Source organism: Achromobacter insuavis (assembly GCF_902859645.1).
GTDB lineage: Bacteria > Pseudomonadota > Gammaproteobacteria > Burkholderiales > Burkholderiaceae_B > Achromobacter > Achromobacter insuavis.
The window spans coordinates 159866-178333 of the sequence record NZ_CADIJR010000004.1 but is presented as its reverse complement, the minus strand read 5'-3'; the positions used below and the strand labels follow the sequence as shown (position 1 = coordinate 178333).

At 67.7% G+C, this 18468-nt stretch carries 20 protein-coding genes; 6 read left to right on the top strand and 14 right to left on the bottom strand.

Annotated features, from left to right (window positions below; genetic code table 11):
* Nucleotides 1-286 (top strand): transposase (locus H0523_RS04700; RefSeq protein WP_180180030.1); only part of this gene is annotated, 286 nt, incomplete at its 5' end.
* Between the two features lie 737 nt (nucleotides 287-1023).
* Here the strand turns inward: H0523_RS04700 and H0523_RS04695 are convergent.
* The 5 genes from H0523_RS04695 to argB all read right to left on the bottom strand — a co-directional run bounded on the left by H0523_RS04695 (nucleotide 1024) and on the right by argB (nucleotide 6130).
* Nucleotides 1024-2073, bottom strand: a complete 1050-nt coding sequence (locus H0523_RS04695; protein ID WP_054429277.1) for an Ldh family oxidoreductase — start codon at nucleotides 2071-2073, stop codon at nucleotides 1024-1026.
* Between the two features lie 12 nt (nucleotides 2074-2085).
* On the bottom strand, nucleotides 2086-3579 hold the full coding sequence (locus tag H0523_RS04690; RefSeq protein ID WP_082385600.1) for a DASS family sodium-coupled anion symporter: 1494 nt from the start codon (nucleotides 3577-3579) through the stop codon (nucleotides 2086-2088).
* A gap of 284 nt (nucleotides 3580-3863) precedes the next feature.
* Nucleotides 3864-4439, bottom strand: coding sequence for a nucleoid occlusion factor SlmA (gene slmA, locus H0523_RS04685; protein ID WP_054429279.1), 576 nt, complete (start codon nucleotides 4437-4439; stop codon nucleotides 3864-3866).
* Nucleotides 4440-4481: 42 nt separating this feature from the next.
* Nucleotides 4482-5228 carry a pyrimidine 5'-nucleotidase gene (locus H0523_RS04680; protein ID WP_054429280.1) on the bottom strand — a complete coding sequence of 249 codons (747 nt, stop codon included), beginning with the start codon at nucleotides 5226-5228 and terminating at the stop codon, nucleotides 4482-4484.
* A complete protein-coding gene (gene argB, locus H0523_RS04675) occupies nucleotides 5228-6130 on the bottom strand; it encodes an acetylglutamate kinase (protein ID WP_006391819.1) in 903 nt (300 codons plus the stop codon). The genes H0523_RS04680 and argB overlap by 1 nt, the downstream gene beginning before the upstream one ends.
* A gap of 334 nt (nucleotides 6131-6464) precedes the next feature.
* On the opposite strand from argB, the gene H0523_RS04670 reads away from it, so the two are divergent.
* Nucleotides 6465-7253, top strand: coding sequence for a MetQ/NlpA family ABC transporter substrate-binding protein (locus H0523_RS04670; RefSeq protein WP_006391818.1), 789 nt, complete (start codon nucleotides 6465-6467; stop codon nucleotides 7251-7253).
* Nucleotides 7254-7445: 192 nt separating this feature from the next.
* On the opposite strand, the gene H0523_RS04665 is transcribed toward H0523_RS04670, so the two are convergent.
* The 4 genes from H0523_RS04665 to H0523_RS04650 are packed head-to-tail and all read right to left on the bottom strand — an operon-like array spanning nucleotide 7446 to nucleotide 9780.
* On the bottom strand, nucleotides 7446-7940 hold the full coding sequence (locus tag H0523_RS04665; protein ID WP_006391817.1) for a peroxiredoxin family protein: 495 nt from the start codon (nucleotides 7938-7940) through the stop codon (nucleotides 7446-7448).
* Nucleotides 7937-8680 (bottom strand): BON domain-containing protein, encoded by a 744-nt coding sequence (locus tag H0523_RS04660; RefSeq protein WP_054429281.1) that lies wholly within the window; start codon nucleotides 8678-8680, stop codon nucleotides 7937-7939. The genes H0523_RS04665 and H0523_RS04660 overlap by 4 nt, the downstream gene beginning before the upstream one ends.
* Nucleotides 8677-9270, bottom strand: a complete 594-nt coding sequence (locus H0523_RS04655; RefSeq protein ID WP_006389868.1) for a phosphoheptose isomerase — start codon at nucleotides 9268-9270, stop codon at nucleotides 8677-8679. The genes H0523_RS04660 and H0523_RS04655 overlap by 4 nt, the downstream gene beginning before the upstream one ends.
* Nucleotides 9271-9300: 30 nt before the next feature.
* Entirely contained in the window at nucleotides 9301-9780 is a 480-nt protein-coding gene (locus tag H0523_RS04650) for a YraN family protein (RefSeq protein WP_054429282.1), read from the bottom strand.
* Nucleotides 9781-9845: 65 nt separating this feature from the next.
* On the opposite strand from H0523_RS04650, the gene rsmI reads away from it, so the two are divergent.
* Nucleotides 9846-10775 (top strand): 16S rRNA (cytidine(1402)-2'-O)-methyltransferase, encoded by a 930-nt coding sequence (gene rsmI, locus H0523_RS04645; RefSeq protein ID WP_054429283.1) that lies wholly within the window; start codon nucleotides 9846-9848, stop codon nucleotides 10773-10775.
* A 4-nt stretch (nucleotides 10776-10779) separates the two neighbouring features.
* A complete protein-coding gene (locus tag H0523_RS04640) occupies nucleotides 10780-11397 on the top strand; it encodes a methylated-DNA--[protein]-cysteine S-methyltransferase (RefSeq protein WP_054429284.1) in 618 nt (205 codons plus the stop codon).
* A 13-nt stretch (nucleotides 11398-11410) separates the two neighbouring features.
* Here H0523_RS04640 and H0523_RS04635 read toward each other — a convergent pair whose 3' ends face one another.
* Nucleotides 11411-12370, bottom strand: a complete 960-nt coding sequence (locus H0523_RS04635; RefSeq protein WP_054429285.1) for a septal ring lytic transglycosylase RlpA family protein — start codon at nucleotides 12368-12370, stop codon at nucleotides 11411-11413.
* Entirely contained in the window at nucleotides 12367-13239 is an 873-nt protein-coding gene (gene rapZ / locus H0523_RS04630) for an RNase adapter RapZ (RefSeq protein ID WP_035361057.1), read from the bottom strand. Before rapZ ends, H0523_RS04635 begins: the two co-directional genes overlap by 4 nt.
* A gap of 201 nt (nucleotides 13240-13440) precedes the next feature.
* On the opposite strand from rapZ, the gene H0523_RS04625 reads away from it, so the two are divergent.
* Both H0523_RS04625 and H0523_RS04620 read left to right on the top strand, forming a co-directional pair.
* Entirely contained in the window at nucleotides 13441-14196 is a 756-nt protein-coding gene (locus tag H0523_RS04625; RefSeq protein WP_156333355.1) for a c-type cytochrome, read from the top strand.
* Between the two features lie 11 nt (nucleotides 14197-14207).
* On the top strand, nucleotides 14208-15488 hold the full coding sequence (locus H0523_RS04620) for a c-type cytochrome (protein ID WP_054429286.1): 1281 nt from the start codon (nucleotides 14208-14210) through the stop codon (nucleotides 15486-15488).
* Here H0523_RS04620 and H0523_RS04615 read toward each other — a convergent pair whose 3' ends face one another.
* The 3 genes from H0523_RS04615 to H0523_RS04605 are packed head-to-tail and all read right to left on the bottom strand — an operon-like array spanning nucleotide 15489 to nucleotide 18335.
* Entirely contained in the window at nucleotides 15489-16910 is a 1422-nt protein-coding gene (locus H0523_RS04615; RefSeq protein WP_054429287.1) for an aminotransferase-like domain-containing protein, read from the bottom strand. It lies immediately after the preceding gene.
* 22 nt (nucleotides 16911-16932) lie between these two features.
* Nucleotides 16933-17859, bottom strand: a complete 927-nt coding sequence (gene hprK, locus H0523_RS04610) for an HPr(Ser) kinase/phosphatase (RefSeq protein WP_006216298.1) — start codon at nucleotides 17857-17859, stop codon at nucleotides 16933-16935.
* 20 nt (nucleotides 17860-17879) lie between these two features.
* Complete coding sequence (locus H0523_RS04605; RefSeq protein WP_006391807.1) at nucleotides 17880-18335, bottom strand: PTS sugar transporter subunit IIA; 456 nt, start codon at nucleotides 18333-18335, stop codon at nucleotides 17880-17882.
* Nucleotides 18336-18468 lie beyond the last annotated feature (133 nt).

Below are 18468 nucleotides of genomic sequence, written 5' to 3'. Positions count from 1 at the left end.
GTTCTGCGGGCTGGATCCGCGGCCCAACGAATCTGGCCGCAAAGTTGGCCGGCGACGCTTGAGCAAACAGGGCGACAAGGCCGCCAGGACGTTGCTGTACAACGCGGCCAGTTCGGCAGCCCGCACGGATCACTTCAAGAATTACTACGCCATGCTCAGGGCCCGTGGGCTGGCCTCGACGGCAGCGCTGGTGGTGATTGCGCGCAAGTTGTTGCGTATTGCTTACGGGGTCTGGCGCACCGGGCAAGCCTTCGATCCCGGGAGGTTGAACCTGAAAGCAGCTTGATCCGGACCATAGAATCTCGTCCGCCTTCGGCTCCCTACGGTTTCCGTCGGGCGCATCTGAACGGCGCGCCCACCCGTGCGCCCACCGCCCCGGGCTACCGGGGTCGAGGAATGGGGCGCTGCTGCAGCGTGGGGTAAGGAGAGAGTTTTGCGTCGCCCGCCGATGATGGCCGCGCGGGCGGCCATCATCGGCATACATGGTGTGTGGCGTTGGGGCGGTGTGCGCTGCGCGGGGGTGACGAGTGGGGTGCTGATAATTCCGCATGGTCAGGGGAGGGGCGGTGGTGGTCGGCGCGGCGTAGAACGTATTGCGCGTGACGGACCTCTCGCGCCGACCAACACCACACGTCGCCCCACCAGCGGCTCCGCCGCCATCCTTTCGACGCCCCACATCGCGTAAGCCCAAAAAGGCCGCCCGCGCGGCCGGCTTTGGGCGGGCCCCGCAAGATCCTCCTCTCCCCCCAGTCGCTGGCAAAAACGCCAAGCACACAATTCGCCCCTGCGATATTGAACCCGAGACGACGTGAGCCCGTTGCGTTGGCGGTCGGGGGTGGCGGGGCGTGTAGATGCGCCCGAGGGAAACCGTAGGGAGCCGAAGGCGTACGAGGTTGACAACGGGGCAGTCCGGAGCGAAGGCTCCGGACCGCAATCGTAGCCCCGCCACCCCCGACCGCCAACGCAACGGGCGGCTCAAGAACCCTTGAGCCGCCCGCAAAAACAACCGTAAACAACAAACCCTCAAGGCAACGCTTCAGGCACCCCAAGGTCCGCGGCCAGCTTCTTCAATCCATCCCAGATTGGGGGCGCGAATTCCAGCGACTCCGCGTTCAGCTCACGGTTGCGGGCTTCGTACTCGCCCGGATACTGGACGCCGTCCACGCCTGGTTGCGGCGGGCAGGCATGCAGGTAGTCGATGAACGCGCCCACTTCCATCGAGCGCCAGTCCGTATTGAAGTCCACCTGCGGATCCAGCAGCAGCGCGAACATGTTGTTCGTCGCCACCCCGTTGCGCGGATGCTCCGGCTGGATCGTGCCGCCGCCGGACAGCACGCCCGCCAGCAGCTCGGCCACCAGGCCCATCGCGTAACCCTTGTGGCCGCCGAACGGCAGCAGCGCGCCCGGCGGATCTGTGAACAGCGCGCCCGGGTCCGTGGTCGGATTGCCTTGCGCGTCGATCAGCGATCCCGGCGGCGCCTGCTCGCCCTTGGCCGCCAGCACGCGGGCCTTGTTCACCGCGATCGAGCTGGTCGCCATGTCGACGATGAACGGCGGGCGGCCGCCTGGCAGCGGGCCGGCGAAGCACAGCGGATTGGTCGTCAGGCAGGCGCGCGCGCCGCCGAACGGCGCCACCGTGGGCGCGCGGTTGATGACGTTGGTGAAGGCCAGCAGGATCAGGCCCTTGGCCGCCACCATCTCGCCGTAGTGGCCCATGCGGCCCAGGTGATGGCTGCGGCGCAGCGTCAGGATGCACTGGCCGTGCGCCTGCGTGCGTTCGATGGCCTTTTCGATCACGACCTTGCCGACGTACTGGCCCAGGCCGTTGTGGCCGTCATAGGCGAGCATCGCGCCGCGGTCGTTGAGCAGCTCGGGGCGGCCGTCGGCCTGCGCCAGGCCTTCGCCCAGCACGCGTCGGTAGTTGGTCAGGATCGACAGGCCGTGGCTGGTGTAGCCGACCCGGTCGGACTCCACCAGGTGCTCGGCCACGTCGCGCGCGATATCTTCGGGCACGCCTTGCGCCATCAGCACGCGGCGGCCGTATTCATTGGCTTGGGCAATGGAGATTTTCATGATGCGACCTCCTTACAGCCAGCCCAGCCAGCGCCAGTAGGTCATGCCCATCAGCATCATCAGCGCGTAGCCGATGATGGTGACCAGGATGCCGACCTTGGCGAACTGCTTGGCGTTGAAGGTCTCGGTGCCCAGGCAAACCATGTTCTGCGGCGCGTTGATCGGCAGGATGAAGCCGTAGCTCACCACGAAGCCCAGCAGCATGGTCATGCCCAGGCGGCTGAAGTCGCCCGGCAGCGTGGCCAGCACCGAGATCAGGATCGGCAGCATCGCCGATGTCAGCGCGGTGGCGCTGGCGAACCCCAGGTGGATGATGATCAGGAAGGCCGACAGGATCGCGAAGATGGCGAGCGGGCCGAGGTGGTCCAGGCCGGTGTGTGCCACCACCTGGTTGCCCAGCCATTGGCCGGCCTGCGTGGTCAGCAACGCGGTGCCCAGGCTGATGCCGACGCCGAACACGATCACGGTGCCCCATGGGATGCGCGACTGCACATCTTTCCAGGTCATCACGCCAAAGCGCGGCAGCAGCAGCAGGACCAGGCCGAAGTAGGTGGTCGAGGTGGTGTCGAACTTGTGCAGCTTGCCTTCGGTCGACCAGAACAGCAGCAGCATGACCGACACGGCCATCAGGCGTTTTTGCGCGCCCGTCATGGGACCCAGTTCAAGCAGCGATTTCTCGACGGCTTCCTTGCCTCCCGCGATGCTGTCGCTTTCCGGCGGCAGCAGCTTGAGCACGATGATGATCAGCACGGCCGACATGATCAGCGACCAGGGCGCGCCGGCGATCAGCCAGTCCGACCAGGCCACGCGCTGGCCCAGCATCTTTTCCATGAAGCCGACCGTCAGCAGGTTCTGCGCGGCGGCGGTCTGGATGCCGACGTTCCAGATGCTGGTGGCCTGCGCCACGATGATCATGATGCCGGCGGCGATGTTCGAGCGCTTGTCCACGCCGAAGGCCGCGATCACGCCCATCATGATGGGCACCACGGCGGCGCTGCGGGCGGTGGCGCTGGGCACCACCAGGCTCAGCACGATGGTCACCGCGATACATCCGATCAGGATGCGGCGCGTGCTGGTGCCGACCTTGGACAGCGTCACCAGCGCGATGCGCCGGTCCAGTCCGGTGAAGGTCATGGCCGCGGCGATGAACAGGGCGCCGGTGACCAGCGCCAGCGCCGAGTTGGCGAAGCCGGTCAGCGCCATGCTGATGGCGGCGGAGGTGCCGTACAGCACCTGCGGGTCCTTGATGGTGGGCGCGGTGCCCAGCAGGAAGGCCATCAGCGTCGTGATCATGATCGCGCTGGCTTCGTAGGACACGGCTTCCGTGATCCACACCACCACCGCGAACGCCAGGATCGCCAGCATGCGATGGCCGGCGACGGGCAGGTCGGCTGGCAACGGCAGCATCAGCACGCCGATCATGACGAGGAAGCCGGCGACCAGGCCGATCGGGATTTTTGTTTTCTTGGGGGCTTGCGAGGCAGGGACAGCGGTTTCCGCAGTCATATCCATCTCCGGTTGAGGTCAAACTGACGGCACCTCGTCACAGCCCTGGGCTGGATCAAAACGAAGTGCCGACGCTACAGAATGATCGTGACGGCATTGAGGAAAACCCGTATTGATGCATATCAATTCGAGGGACAATCGTGCTTGTCGGAAAACCGATCCGGAGATTATGCTCGTCGGCCGGCGAAAATCGCAACCCTGTGAATGTTGCGTAAAAACAAACAAATAACGCGAGCGCGGTCGTGCGGGACCGCTAATTCGTTCGGGTCATGACGCGAATCAGGTCAGCCCAGCGCCAGGCGCAATTGCTCATCCAGGTGCAGCGTGGGCGCCACGCGCCAGCCGCTCTGGGCATAGCGCAGCCATCGTCCCAGCACCAGGTGCGTCAGCAGGCTGGCATGCGCGGCCACGTTGGCCTCGGGCGGCAGGCCGCCATCGGTGACGGCGATGCGCAGCGATTGCTTGATCGACGCCTCGATGCGGTCGTTGATGTGGTTGATGCGTTCCTGCAGGCGGTTGTCCTCGGTGACCAGGGCGTCGCCGGTCAGCACCCGCGTCATGCCCTTGTTGCGTTCCGAGAACGTCAGCAGCATCGACACCGTCTGGTGCGCTTGCGACAGGCCGTAGGGTTCGGCCATGGCGATCTGGTTCACCAGCGTGAAGATGCTGGTCTCGATGAACTCGATCAGCCCCTCGAACATCTGCGCCTTGCTGGCGAAATGCCGGTAGAGCGCGGCTTCCGAGACCTCCAGGCGGGCGGCCAGCGCCGCCGTGGTGATGCGCGAGGCGTGCGGCTGCTCCAGCATCTCGGCCAGGGTCTGCAGAATCTGGGTCTTGCGCTCGCCGGGTTTGCTCGCCATGGACGGGTCTGGTGGTACGCAGGCAGGGGTGGGGGAGGGGCGCTAGCCCCGCAAGGGACGCCGGCGCAGTAGCAGATCACTGACGCAGTTTACCCGCAAGTCGACATACGACGGCCGCTGTGCGCGGCCGCGTGAAAACGGCGTTCCCGGATGGAACACGTGCACCGTGCGCAGCCCCGCGCGGCGGGCGCCGCGCAGGTTGGCGAGGGTGTCTTCGACCAGCACCGCCTGGCGCGCCGGCACGCCTTCGCGCGCCAGTACGTAGCGCAGCAGCGCGGGCGAGGGCTTGGGACGGAATTCACCGTGCAGGCGCATGTGCTCGATGGCCCACAGGCTGTCGAACTGGCGCAGGATGCCCAGCCGCCGCAGCACGGCGCGCGCGTAATGCAGCGGCGCATTGGTCAGCAGCACCTTGCGGCCGGGCAGTTGGCGCAGTTTGTAGGCCAGTGCCTTCTCGGCGCGCACCAGCGGGTTGACGTCGAAGTCGTGGCTGCGGTGCAGGAAGGCGTGCGGGTCGACGCCATGGTGGCGCACCATGCCGATCATCGTCGCGCCGTAGCGATGCCAGTACTGCTTGCGCACGGCGTTGGCGGTGTCGATGTCGACATCCAGCGCCTCGGCTACGGCCATGGTCATGCCGTGGTCGATCCGCGGAAAGATGGCGTGGGAGGTGTCGTGGAGCGTGTTGTCCAGATCAAACAACCACAGGCGCCCGGGGGCGCCTGTGGCAGTGCGGCGCGAGCGGCGCTGGCGCACCGCCGGCCGCAGCAGGGTGCGCAGCGCTCGCATCAGTGCGAGCTGATCATCGTGCCAACGCCTTGGTCGGTCAGGATTTCCAGCAGCAGGCAGTGCGGCACGCGGCCGTCGACGATGTGCACCGAGTTGACGCCGTTCTTGGCGGCATCGAGCGCGGACGAGATCTTGGGCAGCATGCCGCCCGAGATGGTGCCGTCGGCGAACAGCTCGTCGATGGTCTGGGCCGACAGGCTGCGCAGCAGCTTGCCCGCCTTGTCCAGCACGCCCGGGGTGTTGGTCAGCATCAGCAGCTTTTCGGCGCCCAGCACTTCGGCCATCTTGCCGGCGACAACGTCGGCGTTGATGTTGTAGGCGGTGCCGTCCTCGCCGTAGCCGATGGGCGAGATGACCGGAATGAACTGGTCGTCCTGCAGGGCCTTGACCACCGCCGGCTCGACCAGGGTGATGTCGCCGACGAAGCCGATGTCGATCGGTTCGGCGGGATTTTCCTTGTTGGCCATCAGCTTTTTCTGGGCCTGGATCAGTCCGCCGTCCTTGCCGGTCAGGCCCACGGCCTTGCCGCCGACCTCGTTGATCATCATGACGATGTCCTGCTGGACCTGGCCGCCCAGCACCCATTCGACCACTTCCATGGTCTCGGCGTCGGTGACGCGCATGCCCTGGATGAAGGTGCCCTGCTTGCCGATGCGGCGCAGCGCGTCGTCGATCTGCGGACCGCCGCCGTGCACCACCACCGGATTCAGACCCACCAGCTTGAGCAACACCACGTCATGCGCGAAGCTGCGTTGCAATCGCTCTTCCGTCATGGCGTTGCCGCCGTACTTGACCACGATGGTTTTGCCGTGGAATCGTCGGATATAAGGCAGCGCTTCGGAGAGCACCGCGGCTTTGACAGCAGGAGACGAGACGGCAGCAGGGTCGGGGGTGTCGGTCATGGCAGCTAAGTCGGCAATAAGTAGGGTATGAAAGTTAGAGGTTGAAAGCCTGCGCCGATGATGGCGCGATGGCATTGCCCCCCCGTGGGGGCGTGGGGTCCGGCAGTAAAAAATGCCTGCACAGGAACGCGTTGGCAACGCGGTAGCGCAAGCATACGACGGATTGTAGTCCGCGCAGGTTCCTTATGCTTTAAACCCATGTTCATATGCCCGACAAATAACCGGCATTGGGGTAAATTGGGGGCGTTTTCGCAACGGAGCGCCCCTCATGAGGGGGATTCTCCACACCGGCTGGGCATTTGCCCCCAATTTCTACCTATAAAAGAGGCAACTCATGCGTTTGAATTTCGTCCGTTCCGCCCTGGTGGCGTCGGCTCTCCTGGTGGCGGCCACCGCCGCTCACGCCGAAAAGATCGTGGTGGGCGCCACCCAGGTCCCGCACGCCGAGATCCTGGAAGTGGTCAAGCCGCAGCTGGCCAAGGAAGGCGTGGAACTCGACATCAAGGTCTTCAACGACTACGTCCAGCCCAACCTGCAACTGGCCGACAAGCAGCTCGACGCCAACTTCTTCCAGCACAAGCCGTACCTGGACACCTTCAACAAGGACCGCAAGGCCACGCTGGTGCCGGTCGCCCTGGTGCACGTCGAACCCTTCGGCGGCTACTCCAAGAAGATCAAGACCCTGGCCGAACTGAAGGACGGCGCCATCGTCGCCATCCCGAACGACCCGTCCAACGGCGGCCGCGCGCTGGTGCTGCTGCAGAAGCAGGGCATCATCAAGCTGAAGGATCCGTCCAACATCCTGGCGACCGCCGCCGACGTGGTCGAGAACCCCAAGAAACTGAAGTTCCGCGAACTCGAGGCCGCCATGCTGCCGCGCTCGCTGGATGACGTCGACCTGGCCCTGATCAACACCAACTACGCGCTCGAAGCCGGCCTGGTGCCGACCAAGGACGCGCTGTTCATCGAAGGCGCCGACTCGCCCTACGCCAACATCCTGGTGACCCGCGCCGACAACAAGGACGCGCCGGGGATCAAGAAGCTGGTCAACGCGCTGCACTCGCCCGAGGTGAAGAAGTTCATCCTCGACAAGTACAAGGGCGCCGTGGTGCCGGCGTTCTGATCGCGACGCGGGCCTGACTCCGCCGCCGAAACCGCCCGCGCATGCGGGCGGTTTCTTTTTGGGCCGGGACACGGCGTCGGGTACGGGCAGGGGCCGCGTGGCCTGGCCCCGGGGGCGGCGCCGGCGCGTTGGGGCGAGACTCAATGAAAACCGCCCGGCAAGCGGGCGGTTCTGAACAATGGCGGGGCGGGATCAGCCGGCGGCCAGGGCCTTTTCGACGGTGGCGTGGAATTCGGCCACGTCGTATTCACCCAGGTAGCGCTTGATAATGTGTCCCTGCTTGTCGATCAGGAACGCGGTGGGCGTCAGGCGGATGTCGCCGAAGGCGCGGGCGATGTCGCCCTTGGTGTCCAGCGCCACCGGGAACGGCAGCTTGCGGCTTTCGGTGAAGTTCAGCACGAAGTTGGGCGGATCGTAGTCCATGGCGACCGCGATGGCCTCGTAGCCCTTGCCCGCGTACTCGTTGTAGGCGGAGATGGTCTCGGGCATCTGCTTGACGCAGGTGACACAGCTGGTGGCCCAGAACTTCACCAGCACCACCTTGCCGCGCAGGTCCTGCATCGAGAAGGTCTTGCCTTCCAGCGTGGTGAAGGTGACGTTGGGCGCGGTCTGCGCCGGGCGCATGACGAACCAGGCGCCGATGCCGACCGCCACCAGGACGGCCAGGGCTACGATGGCTTTTTTCATTTGATGGGCATGGCCTCTACGGCGCTGCCACCGCTGGGCGCGCCGCCGCCGCTGCCGGCGGCATTCGGGTCGCTCTCGATGGGGGCCTTGGTTTCAGTGGTGGTCGACTTGCTGCCGCTGTTCGACAGGCGAATCGCTTCCTCGCGGCTGATGGTCTCGAACAGTTTAACCACCTTTGCGACGCCGCCGAGATCCGCCACGGCGTTGGCGGCGTAGTCGCCCTCGGCCTGCGTCACCTTGCCCATCAGGTAGACCACGCTGTGGTCGGTGGTGACGGCGATGGTGCCGGAGGGCACGTACTTGGTGTTGAGCAGGGCGGTCTTGGCCTTGGAGGTGAGCCAGGTGTCGTTCGAACGCACGCCGAAGGACGCGATCGGGCCGACGGTGAGCTGGTTGATCACCTGCTTGACGTTCTCGACGCTCTGGGCGATGGCGGTGGCCTGGGACTTGGCTTCCTCGGTGGGCACGTCGCCGGTCAGCAGCAGGTGGCCGCCATAGGCCATGGCATTGACGCGCGCCGTTTCGCCCAGCTTCTGGGAGATCTGGCTCTGGGCCTTGAAGGCCATGTTCTGGTCTTCGAGCTGGATGCCCGAGGTGCGGCGGTCGGTCACCACCAGCGCGGTGGTGGCGGCGGCGCCGCCCACGATCAGGGGGGCGCAGGCGGACAGCGACAGGGCCGCGCCGGACAGGGCCGCGGCGAGCAGCAGGGGGCGGGCGGCGGTTCTGACGTCTGAAATCATTCGGTGTCTCCAAGCAGAAGAGCGTCAATGCCGTCGCAAAGCGCATGCAACAGCAGTATATGGACTTCCTGGATCCGCATGGTGCGATCGCTGGGAACACATAGATGGACGTCCATCGGCGTAATGAGTTCCCCCATGACGCCGCCGCCCTTGCCGGTCAGGGCCAGCACGTGCATTTCACGGCTGGCTGCGGCCTCCATGGCGCGCACCACATTGGGCGAATTGCCGCTGGTGGAGATGGCCACCAGCACGTCGCCGGCCTGGCCGAAGGCGTTCACCTGGCGTTCGAACACTTCGTCGAAGCCATAGTCGTTGCCGACGGCGGTCAGGATCGAGGTGTCGGTGTTCAGGGCGATGCCGGCCAGGGGCAGGCGTTCGCGTTCGAAGCGGCCCACCAGCTCGGCGATGAAATGTTGCGCGTCGGCGGCCGAGCCGCCGTTGCCGCAAGCCAGAATCTTGCCGTTGTTGGCCAGGGCGCCAAACAGCACGTCCACCGCGATCGCCAGCGGCTCGGCCAGCACGTTCATGCTTTGTTCGTACGTGGCCATGGCGTCGCGAAAGTGCGACGTCATTCGAGAGGTCATATCCATGGCCGCGATTATCTCACGGGCGGGCCGGAATCAAGCCAGCGCGAACGCCGCGCGCAGCCACCGGACCTGGCCGCCGTCGAACACCACGGCGTCGAAGCGTGCGGCGGGCGTGGCGCCATGCCAGTGGCGCAGGGCCAGGGTCGGCAGCCAGTGCGCCGCGGCGCGCGCCAGGCGCGCCTGCTTGTCGCGGCCGATGCTGGCGGCCGCGCCGCCATAGGCGCCGCCCTGGCGCGAGCGCACTTCGACGAACACGAGGACGTCGCCGTCGCGCATGACCAGGTCGATCTCGCCGGCGCGGCAGCCCAGGTTGCGGGCCAGCAGCACCAGGCCGGCGGCCCGCAGCAGGCGCAGGGCGGCGTCTTCGTGGCCATCGCCGATACGCTGGCGCGGCGAGCGCCGCGGAGCCGGGCGATCGTCGGCGTTGGCGCGCGTCGAGGCGCGCCGGCGCCGCTTTTGCGCGCGGCGGCGCGCCGCCAGGGCCAGCTCGAAAGCGAATGTGTCATCCGGCATGCCAGTTCCGAAACGGGGGACGATGGCGGCTACACTGGCATGGTTTTCCGCGTAAGTAGGCAGCAATGAATCAAAATGTCTCATCCCCGGTGGCCGGCGACGCCTGGACCCGCGTCGCTGAACGCGTGGCCGGGCAGCATTGGCCCGCCTCGACGCTGTATGTGGTGGCCACACCGATCGGCAATCTGGGCGACCTGGGGCTGCGCGCCTGGCATGCGCTGCAACGCGCCGACGTGATCGCGGCCGAAGACACCCGCGCCAGCCGCACGCTGCTGGACGCCTGGGGCGTCAGCACGCCGCTGATGGCGGCGCACCGGCACAACGAGGCCGCGGCGGCGCAGGCGATCTGCGAGCGTCTGGCCCAGGGCCAGCGCGTGGCGCTGGTGTCGGACGCCGGCGCGCCCGCGGTCAGCGATCCCGGCGCGCGCGTGGTGCGCGCGGTGCGCGAGGCCGGTTTCGCGGTGGTGCCGGTGCCCGGTCCCAGCGCCGTGATCGCCGCGCTGATGGGCAGCGGCGTCACCACCGACGAGAATCCCGCCTACGCTTTCGCCGGCTTTCCGCCGTCCAAGGCCACCGCGCGCCAGCGCTGGCTGCGCACCTGGTGCGCGCTGCCGGCGCCGGTGGTGATGTTCGAATCGCCGCACCGGCTGGCCGCGACGCTGGCCGATCTGCTGGAGGTCTGCGGCCCCGCCCGCCTGCTGACCGTGGCGCGCGAGCTGACCAAGCGCTTCGAGGAGATCGCCACGTTTCCGCTGGGCGAGGCCGCCGCCTGGCTGGCGGCCGACGCGCACCGCGAGCAGGGCGAGTTCGTGCTGATCGCGCATGCCCAGGCCGGCCAGGAGGCCGATGAAGACGCCGATCCGCGCGCCGACGCCTTGCTGGACGCGCTGCTCGAAACCCTGTCGGTGCGCGACGCCTCGAAGATCGCCGCCAAGGTCACCGGCCTGTCGCGCGACGTCCTGTACAACCGGGCCCTAGCCCGCAAGAATTCGTAAGCCCATGATCTACACCGCAGAGACCCGCAAGCGTCCCGGCGAAGCCGCGGAGCCGATCGTCTACCGTGACATCCCCACGCCGCTGGGCGAAATGCGTCTGGTCGCCAGCGCCAAGGGCCTGCGCGGCGCCTGGTTCACCGACCAGACCCTGCTGCCTTCGACCGAGGGCTGGACCCGCAGCGAATCCGATCCCATCCTGGAGCAGGCGCGGCGCGAGCTGGATGAATGGTTCGCCGGCCAACGCCGCGAGTTCGAGGTGGCGCTGGATCCGGTCGGCACGCCGTTCCAGCATGAAGTCTGGCGCGCCTTGTGCAAGCTGGATTTCGGCCAGCTCGCCAGCTACGGCGAACTGGCGCGCACCGTGGGGCGGCCCAAGGGCGCGCAGGCCATCGGCGGCGCCGTCGGCCGCAATCCCGTCATCATCATCATTCCGTGCCATCGCATCATCGGCGCCGATACCTCGCTGACCGGCTTCGGCGGTGGCCTGCCGCGCAAGCAGGCGCTGCTCAAACATGAAGGCAGCGAGTACCTGAGCCGCAATCCGCGCGCGCGGCGCGTCTGTGACGGCCAGGCGCAACTGCCGTTCGAGCAGCCGTCGTTCGACTGGCCGCCGGGGCCGTAGGCGGCGGGCCGCGTTATTGCGCGGCGATGCTGGGCGTGATGCCGATGCGGTCGGAAACCAGCTGCACCGCGTTCAGGGCGCTCTGGCGATCCGGATAGGGGCCGATCTTGACCCGGTACAGGTTGTTCGATTGCTCCACGGCCGCGGGCGGCGCGCCTGCCGCGCCCAGCTGCGTGTTGATGCGGCTGACCAGCGACTGCGCGTTGGCCGGCTGGCTGAACGCGCCCACCTGCAGATAGACATTGCCGATGCCGCCGGCCGCCGGTTGGCGCACCGGCGCGCTGCCCGGCGCGGGCGCCGGTTGCTGCGCCAGCGGTTGCGGCTCGAGCGCCACGGGGGCGGCCGCCACGGGCGTGGCCACCGGCGTCGAACCGGTCGCCGAGGCGGGCTCCGGGGCGGGCCCTTGCGAGGCCCAGCGGCGGATCTCGTCCTGCTGGATGCTTTCCACCACCACCTGGCCGCTGCCCGGCCCGATGATGCCCAGCTTGTAGGCGGCCACGTACGATAGGTCCATGATGCGGTCGCTGTGGAACGGCCCGCGGTCGTTGACCCGCACGATGATGGTCTTGCCGTTGACCAGGCTGGTGACCCGCGCATAGCTGGGAATCGGCAGCGTGGTGTGGGCCGCCGTCATGGCGTACATGTCGTATGGCTCGCCGATCGAGGTCGAGTTGCCGTGGAATTTCTTGCCGTACCACGAGGCGATGCCCTGGCGCTTGTAGGGCTGGCCGGTGGTGTCCGGCACGTAACGCTGGCCGAACACCACGTAGGGGCGGTTGGCGCCGCTGGCGTAGGGCTCGATGCGCGGCACCGCGTCCGGCACCTGGTCCAGGTTGGACGGCGGATTGGCGTCCGGGCCGTCGTCCTTGTAGTACCCGCCGCCCTTTTTACGTCCCCCGGTGGAAGAGCAGCCGGCCACGGCAATGGCCAGCAACAGCATCATCAGGATATGGAGCGGACGGGACAGGATCATGCGGATTCGTCGGGCAGTTGGGTGCGATGGCGCACCAGCAGCGGGTCGTGGTCGGCAAAGCGCTTGGCCAGTTGTTCGACCACATAGACCGAACGGTGCTGGCCGCCGGTGCAGCCGATGGCGACGGTGAGGTAGTTGCGGGTGTCTTGCGTGTACTGCGGCAGCCAGCGGTTCAGGAAGCCGGTGATGTCGTCGATCATCAGCCCCACCTGTTCATAACCCGCCAGCCAGGCGGCGACGGGTTCGTCGCGGCCGGTCAGCGGACGCAGGTTGCGGTCGTAGTAGGGATTGGGCAGGCAGCGCACGTCGAACACCAGGTCGGCGTCGCGCGGCACGCCGCGCTTGTACGCGAACGATTCGAAGGTCAGCACCAGCGGCGCGCGGTCGGCCTGGATCAGGTCGCGGATCCAGGCGCGCAATTGGCCCGGCGTCAGCTCCGAGGTGTCGATGACGTGTTCCTGCTCGCGCAGCGGCGCCAGCAGTTCGCGTTCGAGCGCGATGCAGTCGGTCAGCGACGGCGCGGTGCCGCCGCGTTGCAGGCGGTCGGTCAGCGGATGGCGGCGGCGGGATTCGGAATAGCGCTGCACCAGGGTGTCGGTGCTGGCGTCCAGGAACACCACGCGCAGGCTGGTGCCCATGGCGCGCAGCGCGGTGACCACATCGGGAAGTTCGGCCAGTTCGCCGGGCGAACGCACGTCGATGGCGACGGCCACGCGTTCCAGGCCGTCGTCGCGGGCGTTGGCCACGAACTCGGTCAGGAACCGCACGGGCAGGTTGTCGACGCAGGTGTAGCTGGCGTCCTCGAGCATGCGCAGGGCAACGGACTTGCCTGAGCCTGAGATGCCGGTAACGAGGACGACTTTCAACATGGACATGATTGTGGCACGCTTTTCCAGGAGGATGCCGGCGGGTTGGCATCTGATATGGCCGTAAACTGCGAATCTGCGCCTGTACTGCCTGGCGGGACCCGGCGTAAGCTTGGGCACCCGCACATACGACCGATTCATCTACGCGCCCCGCCGCCATGCGCTTTCGGGGTTGGAATTCGACTTAGTGTTAACTGATCCTAGATGTTAGCCTTCATTTCCTTTCGTAGTGTTTCACTGCCACGGTTCCGGGCAAAATCCCGCCTCCTGGCCGCCGCCGTTGTTGCCTTTTCGACAGCGCCCGCGTTGGCCCAGGACACGCCCCAGGCGCTGCAGCCCGGCACCATGGCGGCGCGGGTGGCGGCCTGTACGGCCTGTCATGGCGAGCAGGGCCGCGCCGGCGCCGACGGGTACTACCCGCGCCTGGCGGGCAAGCCGCAGGAATACCTCTACCACCAGCTGCTGAACTTCCGCGACGACCGGCGCCAGTACCGGCCCATGGCGCACCTGTTGACGGGCCTGCCCGACGCCTACCTGCACGAGATGGCCGCCTATTTCTCGGCGCAGCACGTGCCGTATCCGCCGCCGGTGCGCGCCGAGGTCTCGGCCGCCACGCTCGAGGCCGGCCGCAAGCTGGCGCTGTCGGGCGATGCCGCCCGTGGCCTGCCGGCCTGTGCCGCCTGTCATGGCGCCTCGCTCGGCGGGGTGCTGCCGGCCATTCCCGGCTTGCTGGGCCTGCCGCGCGACTACGTCGGCTCGCAGATCGGCAGCTGGAAGAACGGCCTGCGCCGCGCCGCCGCGCCGGACTGCATGGCGGACATCGCCCACAAGCTCACGCCCGAAGACATCGGCGCCCTGGCGGCCTGGCTGTCGTCGCAGCCGGTGGCCGACACCTATGCGCCCGAGCCCGCCGGCGCTTTGCGCCTGCCCGCCGAGTGCGGCAGCCAGGCGCAACGTTGAGGGCCCGCCGGATGAAACTGATGAAGCGAATCCTGGGCGCCTTGCTGGCGCTGGCCGTGATCGCGCTGGGCGCGCTGTATTGGCTCGGCACGCGCGACGACGCCAGCACCGGCGCGGCCGTGGCGCCGGCCGATCCGCAGCAGCGCATCGAGCGCGGCCGCTACCTGGCGCTGGCCGGCAATTGCATGGCCTGCCACACCGCGCGCGGCGGCAAGGCCTATGCCGGCGGCACGCCCATCCCGACGCCGTTCGGCACGATCTACGGACCCAACATCACGCCCGACGAGAAGACCGGCATCGGCGCCTGGAGCGCGGACGATTTCTGGCAGGCGCTGCACAACGGCAAGTCGCGCGACGGCACGCTGCTGTACCCGGCCTTCCCGTACACCGAATACACCCGCGTGACGCGGGCGGACGCCGATGCGCTGTTCGCCTACCTGCGCACGATCACGCCGGTGAACCAGCCCAGCCGCGCGCCCGATCTCGATTTCCCGTACGACCAGCGCCTCCTGCTGGCCGCCTGGCGCGCCCTGTATTTCCGGCCGGGGGTGCAGGAAGCCGATCCGGGCCAGTCGACGCAGTGGAACCGCGGCCGCTATCTGGTCGAGGGCCTGGGGCATTGCGCCGCCTGCCACGCGCCGCGCAACAGCCTGGGCGCGACGCGCGCGGCCGACGGCCTGGCCGGCGGCATCATCCCGATGCTGGACTGGTACGCGCCGCCGCTGACCAATGATCCGCGGACGGGCCTGGGACGCTGGTCGGCCGAGGATATCGCCGCCTTGCTGCGCACCGGCATGGCGGCGCATTCCAGCGCCAGCGGTCCGATGGCCGAGGTGGTGCTGGGCAGCACCCAGCACCTGACCGAGGACGATGCGCTGGCGATGGGCGTGTACCTGAAGTCGTTGCCGGCGACCCCCGTGGCGGCACGGCCGGCCACGCCGGTCTCGCCGGCGGCCATGGAGCTGGGCGGCAAGATCTACCGCCAGCAATGCGTGCAATGCCACCAGCCGCAAGGCGAGGGCAGTCCCGGCGCCTGGCCCGCGCTGGCGGGCAATCCGACGGTGACCGCGCCGTCGCCGGTCAACGCCATCCGCATGGTGCTGGACGGCGGCTTCGCGCCCGCCACCGCGGCCAACCCGCGGCCGCACGGCATGCCGCCGTTCGGCCAATTGCTCAATGACAACGATATCGCGATGCTGGTGTCCTACATCCGCAACAGCTGGGGCAACGAGGCGGGCGGCGTGATGCCGCTGGAGGTCAAGCGCGCCCGCGCCGCCTCGACCCGCAACTGATCAGGACGATCGCGCGGCCGCGCGCGCCATCTCGCCCAGGACGCGGATGGCGTCGGCCTGGGCCTCGTCCCAGGGGTGGCCGTAGTTCAGCCGCAGCGCGTTGCCGAACCGGCCGCTGGCCGAGAAGATCGGGCCGGGCGCCACGCTGATGCCGCGCGCCAGCGCCTGCCGATGCAGGGCCAGCGCATCGACCGCCGCCGGCATCTCCAGCCACAGGAAAAAGCCGCCCTGCGGCCGCGTCACGCGGGTGCCCGCGGGAAACTCGCGCGCGATCGCATTGGCCATCAGATCCTGTTGTGCCTGCAGCGTTTCGCGCAGGCGGCGCAGGTGGCGGTCGTAGCCGCCTTGTTCCAGGTATTCGGCGATGGCGCCCTGCGCCGGGCTCGACGCCGACAGCGTGGACGACAGCTTCAGCCGCTGCACGCGCTGCGTATAGCGGCCCGCGCTGGCCCAGCCGATGCGGTAGCCCGGCGCCAGGCATTTGGAGAATGAGGAGCAGTGCAGCACCAGGCCCTGCTTGTCGAAGGCCTTGGCGGGCACCGGCCGCGTCGCGCCGAAATACAGTTCTCCGTAGACATCGTCCTCGATCAACGGGATCTGGTGGCGCGCCAGCAGTTCGACCAGTTGCCGTTTCTTGTCCTCGGGCATCAGGCTGCCCAGCGGATTCTGGAACTGCGTCATCAGCCAGCAGGCCCTGGGCGCGTGACGCTGGATCGCGGCTTCCATCGCGCCCAGGTCGATGCCGGTGCGTGGATGCGTCGGCACTTCCAGCGCCTTCAGCCCCAGGCGCTCCAGCGCCTGCAGCGCGCCGTAGAAGGTCGGCGCTTCGACGATGACCGTATCGCCGGGCTGCGTCACCGCCTGCAGACACAGGTTGAGCGCTTCCAGCGCGCCGTTGGTGACCACGATGTCGTTGGCCGGCACGTTGATGCCGGCGATCAGGTAGCGCAACGCGATCTGCCGGCGCAGGCCTGGGTTGCCGGGCGACAGGTCCTCCATCGTGTCCAGCGGATCCTGGCGCTTGAGATGCGCCGACATGGCCTGGGCCAGCCGTGGCAGCGGGAACAGCAGGGGGGACGGAAAGGCGGAGCCCAGCGGCGTGACGTCGCGGTTGCGCACCGAATCGAGGATGTCGAAGATGCGTTCGCTGATCGCCAGTTCGGTCGATTCGCCGTCGGGACAGGAGGTGTCGGGTTCCGGCGGCAGGCTGTCGCCGCGCGCGTTGACGTAGTAGCCGGAGCGGGGGCGGGCGCGGATCAGGCCGCGCGCTTCCAGCAGGTAGTAGGCCTGGAACACCGTCGACGGGCTGACGCCGCGGCTGGCGCAGGCGTCGCGCACCGACGGCAGCTTGTCGCCCACGCGCAGCACGCCGTCGCGGATGGACCTGGCGATCTCGTTGGCGAGTTTCTCGTAAAGGCTCACGGTGCCGCGCGGCGACGCGCGTTCACTTGCTGCTTTGCAGGATCGCCATCGCCTGGCGTTCCATGAATTCGCCCAGGGTGTCGATGCCGCGCAGCTTGAGGATGGTGTTGCGCACCGCGGCTTCGACCAGCACCGCCAGGTTGCGGCCGGCGGCCACCTGCAGCATGACCTTGCGCACCGGCAGGCCCAGCATGTCCTGGGTGATGTCCTGCAGCGGCAGGCGTTCGAACTTGTCCTGCGCGGTGGCGCGCACCAGGTGCACGATCAGCTTCAGGCGCATCTTGCGGCGCACCGAGGTCTCGCCGAAGATGGTGCGGATGTCGAGCAGGCCCAGGCCGCGCACTTCCAGCAGGTTCTGCAGCAGCTGCGGGCAGTGGCCTTCTATCATGTTGGGTGCGGTGCGCGAGAACTCGACCGCGTCGTCGGCCACCAGGCCGTGGCCGCGCGAGATCAGTTCCAGCGCCAGTTCGCTCTTGCCCAGGCCGGATTCGCCGGTGATCAGCACGCCCAGGCCCAGCACGTCGAGGAACACGCCGTGCACGGTGGTGGTGGGGGCGAGCTTCTTGCCCAGGTAGATGCGCAGCAGGTCGATCAGCTGCGCGGCCGCCACCGGGGTGGACAGCAGCGGCACCTGGTGCTGGTCGCACTGGTCCACCAGGTCCTGCGGCGGCGTGAGGCCGTCGGCCAGCAGGATGGCGGGCACGCCGCCGATCAGCAGCTCGTCCATGTGGTGCATGCGGCGGCGCAGGTCGAAGCGGGTGTAGTACGCCAGCTCTTCCTGGCCGAACACCTGGATGCGCGACGGGTGGATCAGGTTGAGGTGGCCCACCAGGTCGGCGGCCGCCATGCCGTCATCGGGAATCGCGCGGTCCGCGGCCCCTTGGCCGGAAATCCAGTTGAAAGGGATTTTGTCGGCGTTGTCGTCGACGAGTTCCTGCACCGTGAGCATGGCAGCGTTTCCGCGAGGGGTCAGAGTTGGCCGGTGGTGAGCATCTTGTGGACGACGGCCGGGTCGGTCTCGGTGGCCAGCGCTTCTCGCAACGCCTTGTTCGACATGAGCTGCGCCAGTTCCGCCAGGATATCCAGGTGCTGCTGCGTGGCGGTTTCGGGCACCAGCAGACAGAGCAGCATCGATACGGGCTGGCCGTCAGGCGCGTCGAACGTGATGGGCTGCGCCAGGCGGATGAAGGCGGCAAGCGCCTGCTCCAGGCCCTTCACGCGGCCGTGCGGCACGGCCACGCCCTGGCCGAGCGCGGTCGAGCCCAGGCGCTCCCGCGCAAACAGGCTGTCGAACACGAGTGCGCGTGCCAAGCCGTGGTTGTTTTCAAAGAGGAGGCCAGCCTGTTCGAACGCGCGCTTCTTGCTCGTGGCGAGCATATCGAGGACGACGTTGCCGGCGGGAAGGATGCGCGACAAATGATTCATCAGGTCATTATAGGGTTATATGACGCACTGCAAAAAAACGCCGGCCGGGGACATCCGCGTCGTGGTCTGAACCCTCCTGGATCAGGCCGCCGGTCCCGGGACGAGAGCGACAGCATAGACCGATAGCGCGGGG